The following is a 20,205-nucleotide window of genomic DNA, read 5'->3' as shown; positions in this document are numbered from 1 at the left end:
CTCAGTCCGCCTCGCCCGCGCCAAACAGGTAGCCCTTGCCCCACACCGTGCGGACCTGCCGCTCGTGGTAGCCGATGGCCTTGAGTTTGCGGCGGATCTGGCTGACGTGCATGTCCAGGCTGCGGTCATGGCGGGCGTAGCCGCGTTGCAGCACTTGCTGATAAAGGAAGGGCTTGCTCAGCACTTCGTCCTGGCTGCGGTGGAGGATGTCGAGCAGGCGGAATTCGCTGGGGGTCAGGCCCGCCCAGGCACCCTCAAGGCTGACATCACACAGTGGCTCGTCGAAGTGCAGCTGGCCGACGCCAGCCTCGTGCGGCACCTTGGCGCGACGCTCGAAAGCCACCCGGCGCAGGATCGCCTCGATCCGCACGCGCAGTTCAGCAAAGCTGAAGGGTTTGGGCAGGTAGTCGTCGGCGCCGCGCTCAAAGCCAGTGATCCGGTCCGCCTCGGCCCCCAGCGCCGACATCAGGATGACCGGCGTGGCACTGTGCCGACGCAGGCGTGCCAGGGCGTCCAGGCCGTTGAGGCCCGGCAGCAGGATATCCATCAACACCAGGTCGAACACCTGGCGCCCGGCGGCCTCCAGCCCTTCCAGGCCGTTGCGGCACCAGGTCACCTGGAAGCCGCCGCGCTGCAACTCTTCATGCAAGTAGGCACCCAGGACAGGGTCGTCCTCGATGGCCAGGATACTGGACTCGTGAATAGCTACGGGATTCATTGGCAACTGCCATCAATTCTCAGTTGCGCGATTATTGGCTATACCGTCTTGCCAAGGCAACCGCTGCTCGACCGGCGCGAACCTCGATGCGGAGCGTACAGGCGCTCGCGAAGCGCAGAGCGGCATGCCCCGGCAGACAAAAACCAATACAAATGAGTGCATTGCCACCAAGCCCGGAGTAACGTTCCCGCTGGAGCGCGCTTGCGCGTTGGCACATGACAGGAGACAGGTGTGCTCGATCGTTTGGGAATCCGCAGCCGCGTGCTGCTGCTGGCGTTGCTGCCAGCCAGCCTGATGGCCCTGGTGCTGGGCAGCTACTTCACCTGGCTGCAGCAGAACGAACTGCGCACGCAACTGTTGCAACGCGGCAAGATGATCGCCGAGCAACTGGCCCCGCTGGCCGCCCCGGCCATGGCCCGCCCGGCCCCGGAGCAGTTGGAGCGCATCGCCGCCCAGGCGCTGGAGCAGTCCGACGTGCGCGCCGTGGCGTTTCTTGCCGCCGACCGCACGCGCCTGGCACACGCCGGCCCGAGCATGCTCAACCAGCCCCCCAGCGGCGGCACCGGCACACAACTGTTGCAGCGCACCGGCAATGACGCCACCCGCTACCTGATGCCGGTGTTCGGCCATCACCGCGACCTGGCCACCGATGCCGTGCCCAACGAGGCCGAGCGGCTGCTCGGCTGGGTGGAGATCGAGCTGTCCCATGACGGCACCCTGCTGCGCGGCTACCGCAACCTGTTCACCAGCCTGCTGCTGATCTTCGCCTGCCTGAGCCTGACCGCTCTGCTCGCCGTGCGCATGGGCCGCACCATCAACGGCCCGATCAACCGCATCAAGCATGCGGTCAACCAGCTCAAGGACGGCCACCTCGACGCACGCCTGCCGGCCATGGGCAGCCATGAACTGGACGAGTTGGCCGCGGGTATCAACCGCATGGCCGAAACCCTGCACAGCGCTCATGAAGAGCTGCAGCACAGCATCGACCAGGCCACCGAGGACGTGCGCCAGAACCTGGAAACCATCGAGATCCAGAACATCGAGCTGGACATGGCGCGCAAGGAAGCACTGGAAGCCAGCCGGATCAAGTCCGAGTTCCTCGCCAACATGAGCCATGAGATCCGCACCCCGCTCAATGGCATCCTGGGTTTCACTCATCTGTTGCAGAAAAGCGAGCTGACCCCACGCCAGCTCGATTACCTGGGCACCATCGAAAAGTCCGCCGACAACCTGCTGGGGATCATCAACGAGATCCTCGACTTCTCCAAGATCGAGGCCGGCAAGCTGGTGCTCGACAGCATCCCGTTCAACCTGCGCGACCTGATCCAGGACACCCTGACCATCCTCGCCCCGGCGGCCCACGCCAAGCAGCTGGAGCTGCTCAGCCTGGTGTACCGCGACACGCCCTTGTCGCTGGTGGGCGACCCGCTGCGGCTCAAGCAGATCCTTACCAACCTGGTGAGCAACGCGATCAAGTTCACCCGCGAAGGTACGATCGTGGTACGCGCCATGCTCGAAGACGAGCAGGAAGACAGCGTGCAACTGCGCATCAGCGTGCAGGACACCGGCATCGGCCTTTCGCCGCAGGACGTACGCACCTTGTTCCAGGCCTTCAGCCAGGCCGACAACTCGCTGTCGCGCCAGCCCGGCGGCACCGGCCTGGGGTTGGTGATTTCCAAGCGCCTGATCGAGCAGATGGGCGGTGAGATCGGCGTCGACAGCACCCCGGGCGAAGGCTCGCAGTTCTGGATCAGCCTCAACCTGCCCAGGGCCCACGACGATATCGAGGAGCAACCGCTGCAGGCGCTGCTGGGCCGCCGGGTGGCCATCGTCGACGGCCATGACCTGGCGCGCCAGGCCCTGGAGCATCAGTTGGAGGACTGCGGGCTGTCGGTCTGCCTGTTCACCTCCTACGACCAACTGTTGCAGGCCGTGCACGCGGCCGCGCAAGCCGGGCAGCCATTCGATTTCGCCGTGCTCGGCACCAACCTGGGCAGCCTCTCGCCCGAACAGCTCGGCCACTATCACCAGCAACTCGAACGCCAGGGCTGCCAGTGCGTGGTGCTCTGCCCGACCACCGAGCAGCCGCTCTACCAACCCTACCTGCCCAACGCCCATGGCCAGTTGCTGGCCAAACCGACCTGCACACGCAAGCTGCGCCGCCTGCTGCTGGAACTGGTGCAACCGCGCCGCCCACTCGGCGAACAGCGCCATGTCACAGGCGAGCGCATGCCCAAGGTGCTGTGCGTCGACGACAACCCGGCCAACCTGCTGCTGGTACAGACCCTGCTTGAAGGCATGGGCGCCGAAGTACTGGCGGTGGACAACGGCTTCGCGGCGGCCCAGGCCGTGCAGGATGAGCCCTTCGATCTGGTCCTGATGGATGTCCAGATGCCGGGCATGGACGGGCGAGCCTGCACCGAACAGATCCGCCGCTGGGAAAGCAGCCACAGCGGCCCGGCGCTGCCGATCGTCGCCCTGACCGCGCACGCCATGGCCAATGAAAAGCGCGCCTTGCTGCACAGCGGCATGGACGATTACCTGACCAAGCCGATCAGTGAGCGCCAGCTGGCCCAGGTGGTGATGAAATGGACCGGCCTGAGCCTGGGTGCGCCACAGCCCGAGCGCAGCCCTGAACGCATGCCCGACAGCAGCGAACTGAAGGTGCTCGACCCGGAGGAAGGGCTGCGCCTGGCCGCCGGCAAACCGGACCTGGCGGCGGACATGCTGGCCATGCTGCTGGCCTCGCTGGCGTCTGAACGGGAGGCCATCCTTGCAGCCCGTGAAACAGAAGACCACGCCGCCCTGATCGAGCGCGTGCATCGGCTCAACGGCGCCTCGCGCTATTGCGGCGTGCCACAGTTGCGTGCGGCCTGCCAGCGCAGCGAAACCTTGCTCAAGCAGGACAACCCACAGGCCCAGCAGGCGCTGGATGAGCTGGACCGGGCAATTGTGCGCCTCGCGGAACAGGCACAATGCAGCGTGTGATCGAGTATCCCGCGATGAGGCCGCCACAGCCCATACAGATCAATAGACGCCCTGCCCGTCTGGCTAGACTGGCGGCATAGCCATAAAAGGAATACCGCCATGCGCGCCATCTTGTTCAGCAGCCAGCACTACGATCAGGAAAGTTTCGAGCGTGCCGTCGCAGACACGGCCCTGGAGCTGCACTACCAGCCGGCGCGCCTGACCCTCGACACCGCGGCCCTGGCCTGCGGTTACGAGGTGATCTGCGCGTTCATCAACGACGAACTCGACGCCCCGGTGCTGGAGCGCCTGGCGGCTGGCGGCACGCGCCTGATCGCCCTGCGCTCGGCCGGCTACAACCACGTCGACCTGGCCGCGGCGCAGCGCCTGGGGCTGGCGGTGGTGCGGGTGCCCGCCTACTCGCCGCACGCCGTCGCCGAGCATGCCGTGGCCCTGATCCTGGCCCTCAACCGGCGCCTGCACCGTGCCTACAACCGCACCCGCGAAGGTGACTTCACCCTGCATGGCCTGACCGGCTTCGACCTGCACGGCAAGACCGTCGGCGTGGTCGGCACCGGGCAGATCGGCGTGGCGTTCGCCCGCATCATGGCCGGTTTCGGCTGCCAGCTGCTGGCCTACGACCCCTACCCCAACCCCGAACTGCTGGCCCTGGGGGCACGCTACCTGACGCTGCCCGAGCTGCTGCGCGAAGCCCGCATCATCAGCCTGCACTGCCCACTGACCGAACACACCCGGCACCTGATCAACGCCCACAGCCTGGCCCAGCTGCAACCCGGCGCCATGCTGATCAACACCGGCCGCGGCGCCTTGGTCGACACCCCGGCGCTGATCGATGCGCTCAAAAGCGGCCAGCTCGGCTACCTGGGGCTGGATGTGTATGAAGAAGAGGCGCAACTGTTCTTCGAGGACCGCTCCGACCAGCCGCTGCAGGACGATGTGCTGGCGCGGCTGCTGACCTTCCCCAACGTGATCGTCACCGCGCACCAGGCGTTCCTGACCCGCGAGGCGCTGGATGCCATCGCCGCGACCACCCTGGACAACATCACCCGCTGGGCGGCAGGCAATCCGCAGAACATCGTCGAAGGTTGATGCTAGGATACGCGGCAATTCTGGAGGACCCATGGTCGAACACGATTTCCGCTACACCCTTTTCAACCCGCAACACACCCTGATCGAATGCCGCGCACTGGTGCCGGGCCGTTACCAGGTCACCGGCAACGGCGGCTCGATCCAGAAAAACGACGTGCTGCTGGTCAGCCTCAAGGGCAGCAAGACCCTGTCCATGCGCCTGACCGTGGACACCGTCCGCCACCTGATCAACCCGAGCGGCCAGTGGGTCGCCGTGGCCAGGGGCCCGGTGTTCAACGAGCTGGAAATCCACGAATGGCAGGTCAAGTGCGACAGCTGCGACGCCGTGCTGGATTTCGAGTTCGCCGCTGAAGCCAAGCTAGGCAAAAAAGGCCACGCACCGGCCGCCAGCGCCCGCGTGGCAGAGCTGGGCTGGGCCAGCCAGGGCGACAAGCACCTGTGCCCACAGTGTCAGGAGCGCGCTGAGTGAAACAGCTGTTGAGCGCCGCGCTGATCGCCGGCGGCCTGATGGGTTGTGCAGCGCAGCCTTCGCCCCTGCAGCAGGAGCAGAGCTATGTGCTGGAGTGGATCGGTGAGCGGCCGCTGATCGACTACAGCCACCTTACGCTGACCCTGGCCAACGATGGCCGCGCCTACGGCAATGCCGGCTGCAACCACTGGTTCGCACCGTACACGCTGAACGGCGAGCAACTGAGCTTCGGTAAGGTCGGCAAGACCCGCAAGCTGTGTGCGCCCGCCTTGATGGACCAGGAAAAACGCTTCCTGCAGGCGCTGGAAACGGTACAGCGCTGGGATGTGTCGCCGATCGAGCAGATCCGCTTCTGGCCGGCTGAAGGCAAGCCGTTGCGCTTCTGGCCTGAGGAAGGCTGAGAGAAGCTGCAAGCTGCAAGAAAGAGCAAATCGCGATGCCTGCGCTTTTTCTTGCAGCTTGCAGCTCGAAACTTGCAACTGCTGTCAAGCGCCCTTGAGCGCCTTGATCTTCGCCTGCAGCCCTTCAAGGGTCTGCTCGCCCATCAACTGCTCACGTACCTTGCCCTTGTCGTCGATGATGTAAGTCACCGGCAGCGCTTCACTGCGCGGCAACTCGTAGCGCTCGGCCGGGTCCTGGGCGAGTACGGTGAAGGCGATGCCCAGGGTGTCGGCGGCAGCCTTGAGGTCGGCGCCCTGCAAGCCGTCGAAATTCACCCCGAGCACCTTGATGCCCTGGGCCTCCCATTGCTTGGCCGCGGCATTGAGTTCGGGAATTTCCGTACGGCACGGGCCGCACCATTCGGCCCAGTAGTTGAGCACCAGCCAGTGCCCGTCAACCTGTTCGCTCTTCACCGTATTGCCGTGCTGGTCCACACCGTAGTCTGCACCGCAGCCGCCGAGCAACAGGCTCGCGGTGATGGCCAGTGCAGCTGCCAAACGCCTTGCCATGGGTCAATCCTTCTCGAAGTTTTCAAGCATTGAAGTCGGTTAGAATAGCCGCCACACCCTGCTGGATGCGACCCGTCATGACCGATCTGACCCTGTATCATAACCCGCGCTGCTCGAAATCCCGCGGCGCCCTGGAGCTGCTCGAGGCACGCGGCTTGTCGCCCACCATCGTGCGCTATCTGGAAACCCCGCCAGACGCGGCCACCCTCAAGCAACTGCTTGGCCAACTGGGCATCGGCGCCCGCCAGCTGCTGCGCAGCGGTGAAGACGAATACAAGGCCCTCGACCTGGCTAACCCGGCCTTGACCGATGCCCAACTGATCGAGGCCATGGTCCAGCACCCCAAACTGATCGAACGGCCCATTCTGGTGGCCGGCAGCAAGGCCGTGATTGGCCGCCCGCCGGAGAAAGTGCTGGAGATCTTGCCGTGAGCGCCCCGTACATCCTGGTGCTGTATTACAGCCGCCACGGCTCGACCAGTGAGATGGCCCGGCACATCGCCCGCGGCGTCGAGATGGCCGGCGTGGAAGCCCGCCTGCGCACCGTGCCGGCGATTTCCACCGAGTGCGAAGCGGTGGCTCCGGACATCCCCGCCAGCGGCGCGCTGTACGCCACCCTCGACGACCTGCGCCATTGCGCCGGCCTGGCCATGGGCAGCCCGACCCGCTTCGGCAATATGGCCGCCCCGCTCAAGTACTTCCTCGACGGCACCAGCAGCCTGTGGCTCGGTGGCGAGCTGGTGGGCAAGCCGGCGGCGGTGTTCACCTCCACCGCCAGCCTGCACGGCGGCCAGGAAACCACCCTGCTGTCGATGCTGCTGCCGCTGATGCACCACGGCATGCTGGTGCTGGGCTTGCCCTACAGCGAGTCGGCGTTGCTGGAAACCCGCGGCGGCGGCACCCCGTATGGCGCCAGCCACCATGCCGGTGCCGACGGCAAGCGCGAACTCGATCAACACGAAATCACCCTGTGCCGCGCACTCGGCCAACGCCTGGCGAACACCGCCAAGGCCCTGGGTGGCGAACGTGGCTAAAAAACCCAAGGTACTGCCGCCACTGGACTGGCTGGCGCCACGGGTACGCCTGACCCGCGCCTTGAGCCTGGCCTGTTTCTTCGGCCTGATCGCCTTGCTGGTGGTGAACAACCTGTGGTTCGCCGACCTGCACGGGGCGCGGGTCGGGGTGATCCTGGCCGTCGAGCTGATCCCCCTGCTGCTGCTGTTGCCCGGCATGCTCAAAGGCAGCGCCCGGGCGCATGCCTGGACCTGCTTCGTGGTGAACATCTACTTCATCAAGGGCGTGCTGGCGGCATTCGATCCGGCGCGAGCGGTGTTTGGCTGGGTCGAGGTGCTGGTGAGCCTGGGGTTGTTCGTAGCCGGGCTGCTGTATGTGCGCTGGAAGTTTCAGATCGAGCGGCGCATGGCCGGCGAAGGGAGCTAAACACCATCGCGGGGCAAGCCCGCTCCCACGTGGTATGCGTGGGAGCGGGCTTGCCCCGCGATGGCAGTACCACTGATCTCAATGGTTGACGGTATGCGCCAGCATCACCGACAACTGGCACAGCGGCCGCCCGCTCTCGGCGTGCCACTGGTTGAACGCCTGCTGCACCAACGCCAGGTCGCGCTGGCTGGTCGGCGGCTTGTCGATGATCTTCTGCGCAATCAGCGCGGCTGCCATGTCGTCGGTGGGGATGAAGGTATCCTTGCCGACCATGCGCAAAAAGCGCGGCGCCGACAGCCCGCCCAATTGGTTACCGTGCTTGGCTAGGTACTTCCACAGCCCGACGATGTCGGTCTCTGGCCAATCGGCGATGAACGCGCCGAAACTGCCGTTCTCCCTGGCCACATCCAGCACCATCTGCGCATTGCGCGGCACGCTCTTGAGCTTGCCCAGGTGGCGGATGATGCGCTCGTCCTGCATCAGCCGCTCCAGGTGCTCGGCGCCCATGAGCACGACTTTCTCCGGGTCGAAGCCAAAGAACACCTGCTCGAACGCCGGCCACTTGGCGTCCACCAGGCTGTGCTTGAGCCCGGCGCGGAACACGCGCAGGGCCAGGGTCGACAGGTAGCGGTCATCGCTGACGTCGCGCAACTGCGCCGGCGTGCGCGGCTGCGGCAGGAAGGCCTCCAGGGCCTGGGCCGAGCCGAAGCGATTCAGGCAGTACTCATGCAGCCACTGGTAGTCGCGCATGGGCTCAGAGATTCACCACGTCGAGAAAGCGCGGGGTGGCGTTTTCGTCGATCGTAAGGCTGGTGAAGTCGAACAGGTTGCGGTCGGCCAACTGCGACGGTGCCACGTTCTGCATGGCGCGGAAGATGCTCTCGGTACGGCCCGGGTGCTTGCGCTCCCACTCCACCAGCATGTCCTTGACCACCTGGCGCTGCAGGTTTTCCTGCGAGCCGCACAGGTTGCACGGGATGATCGGGAATTCCTTCATGTCCGAATAGGCCTGGATGTCCTTCTCGCTGCAGTAGGCCAGCGGGCGGATCACCACGTTGCGCCCGTCATCGGCGCGCAGCTTCGGCGGCATGCCCTTGAGCGCGCCGTTGAAGAACATGTTGAGGAAGAAGGTCTCGACGATGTCGTCGCGGTGGTGCCCCAGGGCCATCTTGGTCGCGCCGATCTCGTCGGCGAAGGTGTACAGCGTGCCACGGCGCAGGCGCGAACACAGCGAGCAGGTGGTCTTGCCCTCGGGCACCAGCTCTTTGACCACCGAGTAGGTGTCCTTCTCGACGATGTGGTACTCGACCCCCAGTTCCTTGAGGTAGGCCGGCAGCACGTGCTCGGGGAAGCCAGGCTGCTTCTGGTCCATGTTCACCGCGACGATCTCGAACTTGATCGGCGCCACCTTCTGCAGGTGCAACAGAACGTCGAGCATGGTGTAGCTGTCCTTGCCGCCGGACAGGCAGACCATGACCTTGTCGCCATCCTCGATCATGTTGTAGTCGGTGATGGCTTCGCCAGCGAGACGACGCAGGCGTTTTTGCAGTTTGTTCTGGTTGACCGAGAGGGTGCCCATAGCGCTTGGATCCGCGAGGTGTGACAAAAGGCGCATATTTTACGCACAAATGGCGCACCGCTGTAGGCCATTCCGATAAAGACTTCAAGGGAATCAACACCGGGCCTGACAGCGCAATTTGCTCTAAAAAGCCGGTTTTGTGTGGGGAACGGCTTCCTATACTGCGACATAAGGCCACATGACCGCAGTAATCGATGTTCCTGGCCTCGGGCCACAGGCGCTCCATCTGGGGGGCGTTTGGCAACGACGATAGGAGTGACCAGTATGATTCATCACGTTGTAGGGCTGTTCACCCACCCTGACCAGGAGTGGCGGGAGATCCGTGGCGAGGACGAAAGCATCAGCCACATGTACCTGACGCACACACTGATCCTGGCGGCGATCCCCGCCGTCTCGGCGTTCATCGGCACCACCCAGGTGGGCTGGGTGATCGGCGAGCGCCCGGCAGTGATGCTGACCATGGAAAGCGCGATCTGGATGAGCATCATGTCATACCTGGCGATGCTTGCCGGGGTGGCCGTGATGGGTGCCTTCATCCACTGGATGGCGCGCACCTACGACGCCAACCCGAGCATGGCGCAATGCATCGCCTTTGCCACCTACACTGCGACCCCGCTGTTTATTGGTGGCCTGGCGGCGCTTTACCCGCACTTGTGGCTGGGCATGCTGATCGGTACGGCGGCGATCTGCTACACGGTCTACTTGCTGTATGTGGGGCTACCGACATTCATGAACATTCCGTCCGATGAAGGTTTTCTGTTCTCCAGTTCGGTGCTGGCGGTGGGCCTGGTGGTCCTGGTGGCGATCATGGCCGCCACGGTGATCATCTGGGGACTGGGCGTGGGGCCCGTCTACACCAACTAGCACACACCTATTAGATCGACCCGACACGGGAGCATCACCTGAGGCCGCCGCAAGGCGGCCTCGTTCCATCTGCTGACCGGTGGCTCGGCAGGCCCGAAGCGCTTGCGGCATAATGCCCGGTCAGGAGAACCACCCCGCCATGCCCGAGCAGCTCAAGCAACGCGTCGAAACCTGTTACCAGCAAGCCGAAACCTTCTTCAAACGTCCCTTCCCGCGCCCGGAAGTGAGCTTCAAGCTGCGCGGGCAAAAGGCGGGTGTCGCACATCTGCACGAGAACCTGCTGCGCTTCAACCTGCAGCTGTACCGCGAGAACCAGGAAGACTTCCTGCGCCAGACCGTGGCCCATGAAGTGGCGCACCTGGTCGCCCATCAACTGTTCGGCGACCGTATCCAGGCCCATGGCGAAGAGTGGCAGCTGATCATGCGCGGGGTGTACGAGCTGCCGCCCAATCGTTGCCACAACTATGAGGTGCAACGGCGGGTGGCGATGCGCTACATCTACCGCTGCCCGTGCCCTGAGGGTGAATTTCCGTTTACCGCGCAGCGGCACAAGCTGGTGCGTCAGGGGCGGCGCTATTTGTGCCGGCGGTGCCGGGAGATTCTGGTGTACAGCGGCGAGACCCGGGTCGAATGACCGGGCCTCTTCGCGGGTAAACCCGCTCCCACAGGTATTTCGTCGACCTTGTGGGAGCGGGTTTACCCGCGAAAGGACCGGTACAGACGCCACCATTATCTCAGGCACAAAAAAGGCGACCCGAAGGTCGCCTTTTTGCTTTTCACATCGCGATCAACGCGCCGGGCCTTCAGCTACGCCCAGGTCGTCGGTCGGACGTGTCTCGACCAGCGGCGAACCACCGGAGGCCAGCTCCGAGTCCAGCTTGTCGGTATCCAGCTCCTTGACCCACTTAGCCACAACTACGGTGGCCACGGCGTTGCCGATCAGGTTGGTCAGGGCGCGGGCTTCGGACATGAAGCGGTCGATGCCGAGGATCAGCGCCAGGCCGGCAACCGGCAGATGGCCGACGGCCGACAGGGTCGCTGCCAGGACGATGAAGCCCGAACCGGTAACGCCAGCAGCACCTTTGGACGCGACCAGCAGCACCAGCAGCAGGGTGATCTGGTGGGTGATGTCCATGGTGGTGTCGGTGGCCTGGGCGATGAACACCGCGGCCATGGTCAGGTAGATCGAGGTGCCGTCGAGGTTGAATGAGTAGCCGGTCGGGATCACCAGGCCAACCACGGATTTCTTCGCACCCAGGCGCTCCATCTTGGCCAGCATGCGTGGCAGGGCCGACTCGGAGGACGAGGTGCCCAGCACGATCATCAGCTCTTCACGGATGTAGCGGATCAGCTTGAGCACGCTGAAGCCGTGGGCGCGGCAGATGCCACCCAGCACCACCAGCACGAACAGCACGCAGGTGATGTAGAAGCAGGCCATCAGGTAGCCCAGCTGCACCAGCGAACCCACGCCGTACTGGCCGATGGTGAAGGCCATGGCACCGAAGGCGCCGATCGGGGCCAGCTTCATGATCATGTTGATGATGTTGAACATGACATGGGCGAAGCGGTCGATCAGGTCCAGCAGCGGCTTGCCGTAGCTGCCCAGGCGGTGCAGGGCGAAGCCGAAGATCACCGAGAACATCAGCACTTGCAGGATGTCGCCGTTGGCGAAGGCGCCGACCACGGTGTTGGGGATGATGTTGAGCAGGAAGCCAACGGTGGTCTGCTGTGCGCCGGCGGCGGCGTAGGCGGCCACGCTGCTGGCGTTCAGGGTGCTGACGTCGATGTGCATGCCAGCGCCTGGCTTGACCACGTTGACGACGACCAGGCCGATGATCAGGGCGATGGTGGAGACGATCTCGAAGTACAGCAGCGCGTAGCCGCCGGTCTTGCCCACCGACTTCATGCTTTGCATGCCAGCGATGCCGCTGACCACGGTGCAGAAGATGATCGGGGCAATGACCATCTTGATCAGTTTGACGAACCCGTCACCCAGCGGTTTGAGGGCAACGCCGGTTTCCGGATAGAAGTGGCCGAGCAGGATACCGATGGTGATGGCGACCAACACCTGGATATACAGCGATTTGTACAGCGGCTGACGTGTCGTCATGGCTCATTTTTCCTCAAGTGTGCCGGCGCATCCTTCCCAGGATGTGGGGCACCTGAATCGCGAACCCTCCTGCACCCGGAGGGATTTGTCGTTGTGTTCGAGCGCCTGGGCAGGCCTCTGCCAGATGAATAGCAAGGGTGATGCCAAGGTGCCCGCTTGAGGTGCACGACCCGTATTTACGGGGTGGGAATGCCCTCGGACGGGGCGTAAATGCAGGTGGGAAATGGCGGATTCCCGCCCGATGGCGGAAATCGTACAAGGTAGGTTGGCGGGAATCCGCCTTGGATGTGTTCGGTAAAGATGTTCCGTGGGAGCGGCGGTGCGCCGCTGCGACTTGCCCCGCGATGAGGCCCGCACCGGATGGCACCGGCTTCGCCGGTATCGCGGGGCAAGCCCGCTCCCACGCCCCCCTGGACTAGGAAGGCAGAGTTCTCCCCCGCACCGTCAATCGAGGCGGAAGGCAATACGGAACGCAGCCCCGCCCAACGGCGAATCACCCAGGCTCAGCTCGGCGTCGTAGCTGTCGATGATGTCCTTGACCACCGCCAGGCCGATCCCCTGCCCCGGGTGCTGACTGTCCAGCCGCTCGCCGCGCTCGAGGATGCGCTCGCGTTGGTCGGGGGGCACGCCGGGGCCGTCGTCTTCGACGCACAGTTCCAGTAGCCCCGGCGCTTCATGCAGGCTGACCCGCACCTGCCCCAGGCACAGTCGGTAGGCGTTTTCCAGCAGGTTGCCGAGCAGTTCGAGCAATGCCCCCTGCTCCATCGGCACCCGCGCCTGAGCCGGGATGTCGAGGCTGACCTCCACGCGTTTGTCACGGTAGACCTTGGCCAAGGTGCTGCACAGGCTGTCGAGCAACGGGCCGAGCTGCACCTGGTGGCGCACCAGCCCGCTCTTGCGCAGGCTGGCGCGCTGCAACTGGTAGTCGATCTGCTGGCTCATGCGCTCGATCTGGCCCTGCAGCACCCGCCCCTGTTCCGGCTCCTGCTTGCCCTGGGCCATGCTTTCGCCCACGCCCTGCAGCACCGCCAGTGGGGTCTTGAGGCTATGCGCCAAGTCATCGAGCGAGTCCTTGTAGCGCTGGCGCTGCTCACGCTCGCTGCGCAGCAGGCGGTTGAGCGAGCCCGTCAGGCGCAGCAGTTCACGGGGATGCTCACGGCTGAGCCCCTCCCGCGCGCCAGCTTCAACCTCGTCGAGTTCGACGCTGAGCCGGCGCAACGAACGCAGGCCCCAGGTCAGGCCGGCCCAAAGCAGCAGCATCAACGCCAGCAAGGCGGCGCCAAAGCCCAGGTAGAGCTTTTCGCGCAAGCCATCGAGGGTGTCCTGGTACTCGCGCACCGGTTGCAGCGCCACGATGCTGAACGCAGCGCTCTTGCCGCCCAGCAACTTGACCTCCACGTCATAGACGAAGAACTCGTCGCCATCGCTTTGCTGGATGCGCGCGAATTCGTTGCCCCGCCCGTCGTAACGCGGCTGGTAATTGATGTTCTGGTTGCGGGTGGCCCGTGACTGCCAGACCAGCTTGCCCTGGCGGTCGAAGATATAGCCGAGCAGGCCGGTGTAGGGCAGGTTGAAACGTTCGTCCGGCAGCAGCGCCGGCATCTGCAACTGGCCGCGCTCGATGCGCGCGGCGGAGATCAGGGTGGTTACATCCGAAGCCAGGCGCTGCTCGATCGACTCCTGCAACGCCAGGCTGAAAGCCTTCTGCAACGCCGGCAGCAGCGCCAGCATGAACAGCAACGCCAACAACGCCGCCGCCAACATCAAGCGCACGCGCAGCGAACGGATCATCGGCAGCGCTCGGTGAACAGGTAGCCCAGGCCGCGCACCGTGTCGATCGGCTTGAAGCCCTGCTCGCCCTCGAGCTTGCGCCGCAAGCGGCCGACCAGCACCTCGATGACGTTAGGGTCGCGCTCTTCGTCCCCTGGGTAGAGCTGCTCCATCAGCCGGTCCTTGGCCACCACCTGCTGGTGATGGCGCATGAGGTATTCGAGGATGCGGTATTCGTAGGCGGTCAGCGCCAGCGGCGCGTCGTCCAGTGTTGCCTGCTTGCGGTTGAGGTCCAGCACCAGGGGGCCGGCGGCGATGGTCGACTGGGTGAAACCGCTGGAGCGGCGCAGCAGTGCATTCAGGCGCGCTTCCAGCTCTTCGAACTGGAACGGCTTGACCACGTAATCGTCGGCACCGGCGGCCAGGCCTTCGACCTTGTCCTGCCAGTTGCCGCGGGCGGTGAGGATGAGGATCGGGAAACTCTGGCCCTGGCTGCGCAACTGGCGAATCAGGTCCAGCCCGCTCATGCCCGGCAGGCCCAGGTCGATGATCGCCAGGTCGTGGTTGTACTGCTCGGCCTGGTACAGGGCCTCCTCGGCATTGGCCACCGCCTGCACCACATGGCCGCCCTCGCCCAGGCGAGTGAACAGATGATGACGTAGCAGCGCCTCGTCCTCGACCACCAGCAATTTCATGCAACTCTCCTTCTTGGGTTGCCTGTGCGATCCCATTCACGGGTAAACCCGCTCCCACAGGTACTGCATCGCACTATAGGCTTGCGCTTGACCTGTGGGAGCGGGTTTACCCGCGAAAGGGCCGGTACAGGATAACAGCGACCTCAGAACTTGTAGTTGGCCGCCAGATAGGTCTGCGCACTGCTGTTCAGGCGCAGAGTGCCGATCTTCGCGCCGTCATGGGGCGACAGCTCGGTGCTGGCGTTGCTGCGCAGGTAGCGGTAGCCCAGCTCCACCGAAGCATTGTCGGTGACCTGCTGCAGCACCCCGCCCTGCAGGCCGACGGCGTAGCCGGTATCGGTATCGCGGCTGTAGCCGGAGGACTCCTGGGACAGTTTGGTCACGCCAAGCGAAGCACCGCCGAACAGCTTGGTGGTATCGCCCACCGGCAGGAACAGGTCGTAGCTGCCGAGCAGGTTTTCCTGGCGCAGCTTGAGGCCGCTGTGCTCGCCCGAGACGTTGTCATAGGTCAGGTAGTAGCGGCCCTGGTTGTTCATCTGGCCCAGGCGCACGCCCCAGGTACCGTCCTTGGCGATGATGCCATCGGTGTTCAGGTGGTCGGTGTTGCTCTGCAGCAGGCCGGACTTGCGAACCTTGTCGCTGGTCTGGCCATAGGTGAGGCTGGCGAAGGTGTCGTCGGCCTGGGCAGTGGTGGCGATGCCAGCGGCGCAAACGGCCATGGCGGCAAGCAGGGTGTTGAAGGTTTTCATAGGTTCGTACTCCAGTTGGATGCGCTGTTTCGGTCTGGGGACTAGAGTAGGGAGGACGCCCTGAACCACCGCTGAACCCGGCCTGAACCCCGGCTGAACGAAATACCCACCGCAAAAGAAGGAGCTTTGCCCATGCGTTCCCTGCTTGCCCTGGCCCTGTTGTGCAGTACCGCCCTTGCCCAGGCAGCGGTGCAGACCCGCGAGATCCGCTACCAGGATGCCGACGGCACCCCCTTGATCGGCTACTACGCCTATGACGACGCGGTCGAAGGCAAACGCCCCGGTATCGTCGTGGTGCATGAATGGTGGGGCCTGAACGATTACGCCAAGCGCCGCGCCCGGGATTTCGCGGCGCTGGGCTACAACGCCCTGGCCATCGACATGTACGGCGACGGCAAGCACACCGAGCACCCGCAGGATGCCCAGGCGTTCATGAAGGCGGCGATGAAGGACCCGCAGGCGGCCGCCAAACGCTTCGACGCGGGGCTGGAGTTATTGAAGCTGCAGCCCAACACCCGGCAGCACCAGCTGGCCGCCGTGGGCTACTGCTTCGGTGGCAAGGTGGTGCTCGATGCCGCGCGCCGCGGCGAGAAGCTCGATGCCGTGGTGAGTTTCCATGGCGCACTGGTCACCCAGACGCCGGCCAAGCCCGGCGTGATCCGGGCCAAGATCCTGGTGGAGCATGGCGAGGCCGACAGCATGGTCACGCCGGAGCAGGTGGCGGCATTCAAGGCAGAGATGGATGCGGCCAAGGCCGACTACAAGTTCGTCGGGATTCCGGGGGCCAAGCATGGGTTTACCAACCCGGATGCCGATCGGTTGAGCCATGGCGAGCATGGCGGGCCGGACATTGGTTATGACAAAGCGGCGGATGAGAGCTCATGGAAGGATATGCAGGCGTTCCTCAAGTCGGCGTTTGATTGAGAATCGCTGGGGCCGCTTTGCGGCCCTTTCGCTGGCAAGCCAGCTCCCACACTGCTACACCGATACCTGTGGGAACTGGCTTGCCAGCGAAAGGGCTGCGAAGCAGCCCCAGTAATTTCAGCTCCACCGCCCGCCCAACGGCTGGCACAATACCCTCCATGAACAGACTCCCCGCCTGCTGCGCCCCCCTCCAGCACCACTGGCCCTTGCCCCGCCCGGTCCCCGGCGCGGTGCTGGTCAGCTGCGCCTTCGACCCGGCCCAGCTCGCCGCCGATGACTTCCAGCGCGCCGGCATCACGCAAAGCGCCAGCCTGCAACGCTCGGTGGCCAAGCGCCAGGCCGAGTACCTGGCCGGCCGCGTATGCGCCCGCGAGGCCCTGCAGCGCCTGGATGGCCGCGACTATGTGCCCGCCACTCACGAGGACCGCTCGCCGATCTGGCCCGCCGGCATCCACGGGTCGATCACCCACGGCAAGGGCTGGGCCGCCGCCGTGGTGGCAGCCGACGGCGCCTGCCGCGGCCTGGGGCTGGACCAGGAAAGCCTGCTGAGCGAGGAGCGTGCCGAACGCCTGGCCGGCGAGATCCTCACCCCCGCCGAACTGGAACGCCTGGACCGCAGCCAGCAGGCCCTGGCCGTGACCCTGACCTTCTCGCTCAAGGAAAGCCTGTTCAAGACGCTCTACCCGCTGACCCGACAACGCTTCTACTTCGAACACGCCGAGCTGCTGGCATGGTCCACCGATGGCCACGCCCGCCTGCGCCTGCTGACCGACCTGTCGGCGCAGTGGCACCACGGCGTCGAGCTCGATGGCCAGTTCTGCGTGCAGGACGGCCACCTGCTCAGCCTGATCAGCGTTTAATCCCGTGGCTGCTCGCGTGGCCAGCTCAGGCTGAAACAGGCCCCGCCCAACTGCTCGCTACGCCCCACCAGGGCGCGGCCGCCGTGCCAGTAGATGATCCGCCGCACGATCGACAAGCCCAGGCCATGCCCGCCTGAGGCGCGGGTGCGGCTGTCGTCCAGGCGGGTGAACGGGGTGAAGATGCGGTCCCATACCCCCTCTGGAATGCCCGGCCCGTCATCCTCCACATCGATACGGCAGCGCTGCTGGCCGAGTTGATAGCTCAGGCGCACCTCGGACTCGGCGTGGCGCATGGCATTGCGCACCAGGTTCTGCAGGGCGCGGTGCAGGTAGCGCGGCTCGGCCTCGACCCAGGCAGCGCCACCGTCCAGCCCATGGCATTCACCGCGCAACACGCGCACATCGGCGCGCAGCGGGGCCAGCTCGTCGATCACCCGGGCCAGCAGGTCATCCAGGTCCACCGCCTGGAACAGCAAGGCCGGGGCGCCCTGCTCCAGGCGGGCGTAAGTCAGCATCTCGTCGACCAACTTGTCCAGGTCCTGGATATCGCCGTCCATGCCGGCCAGGTGCTTGGCCCGGGCCTGCTCGGTGCTGGCGCTCTCGATCATCTCCAGACCGAAGCGCAGGCGCGCCACTGGCGTGCGCAATTCGTGGGACACCGCCCGCACCAGCTCGCGCTGCATGGTCAGCGAACGCTGCAGGTGCTCGGCCATGCCATTGAAGGCTTCGGCCAGGCGCCCGACCGAGTCGGCGTCACCGGCCGGCACGCGGGTATCGAGGCTGCCCTGGGCGATGCGCGTGGCAGCCACTTCCAGGCCCGAGACGCGCCGCTCCAACTGGCGCACCAGCAGGTAAACCATCAGGCCGATCAGGCACAGGCCAAGAAAGGCGATCAGGATCAGCAACTGCGGCGGGTATGGATTGAGCTGGTGCAGCGGGCCGATCTCCAGCACCCAGGGCGAGCCAGGCAAGCCCGAAAACACGCGGATCGAGTCACCGTCCTTGCCCAGCGCCATCACCGTGTCGCCCTCCTCCACCCGGCGCCGCTGGTCGTCATCCAGCGCCGCGCGCTCGATGCGCTGCAGGGCGATGTCGAAGCCGAAGCCCTTGCTCTGGCGGATCTGCGCCAGGCGGCTCTGCTGTTCGCTGACCGGGTAACGCACCAGCTCGTCGGCCAGCAGATAAAGGGTGGCACGCGCCAACTGCTCGCTGACCTGCTTGACCTCGGCCACCAGCAACTGGTCTTCGCGCCCGACCCGGCGCAGCACCCGGGCGGCATGCGGGCCGGTCTTTTCCACCACCACCAGGTCACGGTACAGCCGCGCACGCTGGCCGCCATCGAGGGTGAAAGCCGACAGGGGTTGCAGGTCGAGCGGTACCCCCAGCAAGCGCTCCCAGATCACCAGCGAACGCTTGCGCTCCACCTCGTTCTGCTGCGCCAGGTTGTCGGCCATCAGGCTGAAGGTGCCTTGGGCCAGGCCTTCACGGTGCTGGCCGGCACGTACCTCGTTGGCCAGGTGCAGGCTGAGCACGCCGAGCACGGCCACCAGTACCAGCACGGCGAGCATGCCGCCATAGATGCGCAGGAAAATGGAATTCATGGGGCCGGTGCCTGGGCGGCCTCGCCGACGAACAGGTAGCCCTTGCTGCGCAGGGTCTTGATCAGCCGCGGGTTGATCGGGTCGTCGCCGATCTTGGGGCGGATCTTGGAGATGCGCACGTCGATGGAGCGGTCCTGGCCGTCGTAACCGACGCCGCGCAATGAGGTGAAGATTTCTTCGCGTGACAGCACCCGCCCGGCGTTGCTGGCCAGCAGCCACAGCAGGTCGAATTCGGCGCCGGTCAGCTCGACCAGCTGGCCGCCCAGGCGCGCCTCGCGCAGGCGCTGGTCGATGTGCAGCGGGCCGAAAGCCAGTGCTTGCTGGCGCTCCGGCGCTTCGCTGCGGCGCAGCAGGGCATGGATGCGCGCCAGCAACAGGCGTGGGCGCACCGGTTTGCATACATAGTCGTCGGCGCCCTGGTCCAGGCCCTGGACCTGGTCGAGTTCGTCACTGCGGGCGGTGAGCATGAGGATGGGGCCGGCGTACTGGCCGCGCACCCGGCGGCAGATGCTCAGGCCGTCTTCGCCGGGGAGCATCAGGTCGAGGATGACCAGGTCGGGCTGGCTGTCGATGATTCGCCGCGCCGCGCGGCCGCCATCGCCCTCTACCGCCACCTCGAAGCCGTTGGCCTGGAGGTACTCGGCGGTGAGCTCGGCGAGGCGCTGGTCGTCCTCGACGATCAGGATGCGGTTGTTCGGCTGATCCATGGCCCTTTACCCTTTGTTGGTCTTGTTCGGGGGCACTGCAGGCTTGTGCGGGCCCATCGCGGGGCAAGCCCGCTCCCACGATGCTCACGCCATGATGTGGGAGCGGGCTTGCCCCGCGATGGGCCCGCACAGGCACCACAACAACTTGATTGTGCTGATGATTCCCTTTCACCAAAGAGCAACATCGCCCCCGGATACTACGTTCCGGGCTCACGCCTGCCAATCACCTCAAACACCCCTTGGCTGAAGCATTTTTTGTGATAGGGTTCGCGCCCGCAAAAAACTGCCCTGGGGCGGCGAGACGCAGAAAAATCGTGAAAACCTCTTGGGACAAGGCCTACAGCGACTACCCAGGAATCACACACAAAGTACTCACAACTTATCCACAGGCGCTCGCCTTGCAAAGCCCCCCAGACCGCATTATCTTGTATCCCGATCGCAGCGAACCACTAGATGTTGGGGTTCGAGCAAAATCACACACACAAGTCAACAGGCAAATTCAAGCGAATTTCACCTACTGAACTTAACGTGATTCCAGCAGCCAAACCGCTCCTGCGGAGGCGACCGAGGCAAGCCCTTTCAGGGCCTTGTTCGGGCATGGGTGTTGCAGGCCAGGCCTGCCCCCATCAGCAACAGATTTTGGGTTCGCCCAAAAACTTTGACTTCGGCCAGGGAGCGGCAGGTTATTGCCCT

Annotated in this window: 21 protein-coding genes; 11 read left to right on the top strand and 10 right to left on the bottom strand. The window is 64.9% G+C overall.

Annotation, left to right across the window (positions count from 1 at the left end; genetic code table 11):
• Nucleotide 1: 1 nt before the first annotated feature.
• Nucleotides 2-718, bottom strand: a complete 717-nt coding sequence (locus LOY51_RS06580; protein ID WP_125462976.1) for a response regulator transcription factor — start codon at nucleotides 716-718, stop codon at nucleotides 2-4.
• A 231-nt stretch (nucleotides 719-949) separates the two neighbouring features.
• Here LOY51_RS06580 and LOY51_RS06575 point away from each other — a divergent pair, with 231 nt between their 5' ends.
• From LOY51_RS06575 to LOY51_RS06560, 4 genes are all read left to right on the top strand, one after another.
• Entirely contained in the window at nucleotides 950-3,706 is a 2,757-nt protein-coding gene (locus tag LOY51_RS06575; RefSeq protein WP_125857716.1) for a response regulator, read from the top strand.
• A gap of 99 nt (nucleotides 3,707-3,805) precedes the next feature.
• Complete coding sequence (locus LOY51_RS06570; protein WP_258645301.1) at nucleotides 3,806-4,795, top strand: 2-hydroxyacid dehydrogenase; 990 nt, start codon at nucleotides 3,806-3,808, stop codon at nucleotides 4,793-4,795.
• Nucleotides 4,796-4,826: 31 nt separating this feature from the next.
• A complete protein-coding gene (locus tag LOY51_RS06565) occupies nucleotides 4,827-5,264 on the top strand; it encodes a hypothetical protein (RefSeq protein WP_125462973.1) in 438 nt (145 codons plus the stop codon).
• Nucleotides 5,261-5,665 carry an META domain-containing protein gene (locus LOY51_RS06560; protein WP_110993018.1) on the top strand — a complete coding sequence of 135 codons (405 nt, stop codon included), beginning with the start codon at nucleotides 5,261-5,263 and terminating at the stop codon, nucleotides 5,663-5,665. The genes LOY51_RS06565 and LOY51_RS06560 overlap by 4 nt, the downstream gene beginning before the upstream one ends.
• Nucleotides 5,666-5,749: 84 nt before the next feature.
• On the opposite strand, the gene LOY51_RS06555 is transcribed toward LOY51_RS06560, so the two are convergent.
• Entirely contained in the window at nucleotides 5,750-6,214 is a 465-nt protein-coding gene (locus LOY51_RS06555; RefSeq protein WP_125462972.1) for a TlpA disulfide reductase family protein, read from the bottom strand.
• 77 nt (nucleotides 6,215-6,291) lie between these two features.
• Here LOY51_RS06555 and arsC point away from each other — a divergent pair, with 77 nt between their 5' ends.
• The 3 genes from arsC to LOY51_RS06540 are packed head-to-tail and all read left to right on the top strand — an operon-like array spanning nucleotide 6,292 to nucleotide 7,653.
• On the top strand, nucleotides 6,292-6,645 hold the full coding sequence (gene arsC / locus LOY51_RS06550) for an arsenate reductase (glutaredoxin) (protein ID WP_125462971.1): 354 nt from the start codon (nucleotides 6,292-6,294) through the stop codon (nucleotides 6,643-6,645).
• On the top strand, nucleotides 6,642-7,247 hold the full coding sequence (wrbA, locus tag LOY51_RS06545) for an NAD(P)H:quinone oxidoreductase (RefSeq protein WP_125462970.1): 606 nt from the start codon (nucleotides 6,642-6,644) through the stop codon (nucleotides 7,245-7,247). Before arsC ends, wrbA begins: the two co-directional genes overlap by 4 nt.
• The gene (locus LOY51_RS06540; protein WP_125857713.1) at nucleotides 7,240-7,653 is read left to right on the top strand and encodes a DUF2069 domain-containing protein; all 414 of its coding nucleotides are present in this window, start codon (nucleotides 7,240-7,242) and stop codon (nucleotides 7,651-7,653) included. Before wrbA ends, LOY51_RS06540 begins: the two co-directional genes overlap by 8 nt.
• 78 nt (nucleotides 7,654-7,731) lie before the next feature.
• Here the strand turns inward: LOY51_RS06540 and LOY51_RS06535 are convergent, their stop codons facing one another.
• Nucleotides 7,732-8,403, bottom strand: coding sequence for a DNA-3-methyladenine glycosylase I (locus LOY51_RS06535; protein WP_125857712.1), 672 nt, complete (start codon nucleotides 8,401-8,403; stop codon nucleotides 7,732-7,734).
• Between the two features lie 4 nt (nucleotides 8,404-8,407).
• Nucleotides 8,408-9,232: a tRNA 2-thiocytidine(32) synthetase TtcA gene (ttcA, locus tag LOY51_RS06530; RefSeq protein WP_125462967.1), complete on the bottom strand. Its 825-nt coding sequence runs from the start codon at nucleotides 9,230-9,232 to the stop codon at nucleotides 8,408-8,410.
• A 264-nt stretch (nucleotides 9,233-9,496) separates the two neighbouring features.
• Here ttcA and LOY51_RS06525 point away from each other — a divergent pair, with 264 nt between their 5' ends.
• Nucleotides 9,497-10,096 (top strand): Yip1 family protein, encoded by a 600-nt coding sequence (locus LOY51_RS06525; RefSeq protein ID WP_110993012.1) that lies wholly within the window; start codon nucleotides 9,497-9,499, stop codon nucleotides 10,094-10,096.
• A 139-nt stretch (nucleotides 10,097-10,235) separates the two neighbouring features.
• Nucleotides 10,236-10,730, top strand: a complete 495-nt coding sequence (locus LOY51_RS06520) for a SprT family zinc-dependent metalloprotease (protein ID WP_258645295.1) — start codon at nucleotides 10,236-10,238, stop codon at nucleotides 10,728-10,730.
• A gap of 153 nt (nucleotides 10,731-10,883) precedes the next feature.
• Here LOY51_RS06520 and LOY51_RS06515 read toward each other — a convergent pair whose 3' ends face one another.
• The 4 genes from LOY51_RS06515 to LOY51_RS06500 form a co-directional block, all read right to left on the bottom strand.
• A complete protein-coding gene (locus LOY51_RS06515) occupies nucleotides 10,884-12,206 on the bottom strand; it encodes a dicarboxylate/amino acid:cation symporter (protein ID WP_125857711.1) in 1,323 nt (440 codons plus the stop codon).
• 444 nt (nucleotides 12,207-12,650) lie between these two features.
• The gene (locus LOY51_RS06510; RefSeq protein WP_125462964.1) at nucleotides 12,651-13,997 is read right to left on the bottom strand and encodes an ATP-binding protein; all 1,347 of its coding nucleotides are present in this window, start codon (nucleotides 13,995-13,997) and stop codon (nucleotides 12,651-12,653) included.
• The gene (locus LOY51_RS06505) at nucleotides 13,994-14,671 is read right to left on the bottom strand and encodes a response regulator (protein ID WP_125462963.1); all 678 of its coding nucleotides are present in this window, start codon (nucleotides 14,669-14,671) and stop codon (nucleotides 13,994-13,996) included. The genes LOY51_RS06510 and LOY51_RS06505 overlap by 4 nt, the downstream gene beginning before the upstream one ends.
• Before the next feature lie 143 nt (nucleotides 14,672-14,814).
• Entirely contained in the window at nucleotides 14,815-15,420 is a 606-nt protein-coding gene (locus LOY51_RS06500) for an outer membrane protein (protein WP_125462962.1), read from the bottom strand.
• 132 nt (nucleotides 15,421-15,552) lie between these two features.
• On the opposite strand from LOY51_RS06500, the gene LOY51_RS06495 reads away from it, so the two are divergent.
• Together LOY51_RS06495 and LOY51_RS06490 are read left to right on the top strand one after the other, a co-directional pair.
• A complete protein-coding gene (locus LOY51_RS06495) occupies nucleotides 15,553-16,344 on the top strand; it encodes a dienelactone hydrolase family protein (RefSeq protein WP_258645293.1) in 792 nt (263 codons plus the stop codon).
• A 158-nt stretch (nucleotides 16,345-16,502) separates the two neighbouring features.
• Nucleotides 16,503-17,204: a 4'-phosphopantetheinyl transferase family protein gene (locus LOY51_RS06490; protein WP_258645292.1), complete on the top strand. Its 702-nt coding sequence runs from the start codon at nucleotides 16,503-16,505 to the stop codon at nucleotides 17,202-17,204.
• Here LOY51_RS06490 and LOY51_RS06485 read toward each other — a convergent pair.
• Nucleotides 17,201-18,805 carry an ATP-binding protein gene (locus LOY51_RS06485; RefSeq protein WP_125857708.1) on the bottom strand — a complete coding sequence of 535 codons (1,605 nt, stop codon included), beginning with the start codon at nucleotides 18,803-18,805 and terminating at the stop codon, nucleotides 17,201-17,203. The two genes, LOY51_RS06490 and LOY51_RS06485, sit on opposite strands and share 4 nt — an antisense overlap.
• A complete protein-coding gene (locus tag LOY51_RS06480; RefSeq protein ID WP_110993002.1) occupies nucleotides 18,802-19,512 on the bottom strand; it encodes a response regulator in 711 nt (236 codons plus the stop codon). The genes LOY51_RS06485 and LOY51_RS06480 overlap by 4 nt, the downstream gene beginning before the upstream one ends.
• Nucleotides 19,513-20,205: the final 693 nt, after the last annotated feature.

Source organism: Pseudomonas sichuanensis, from assembly GCF_024749065.1.
GTDB classification, from domain to species: Bacteria; Pseudomonadota; Gammaproteobacteria; order Pseudomonadales; family Pseudomonadaceae; genus Aquipseudomonas; species Aquipseudomonas sichuanensis.
The sequence above is the reverse complement of the archived record's forward strand: the minus strand, read 5'-3'. Positions and strand labels throughout refer to the sequence as shown.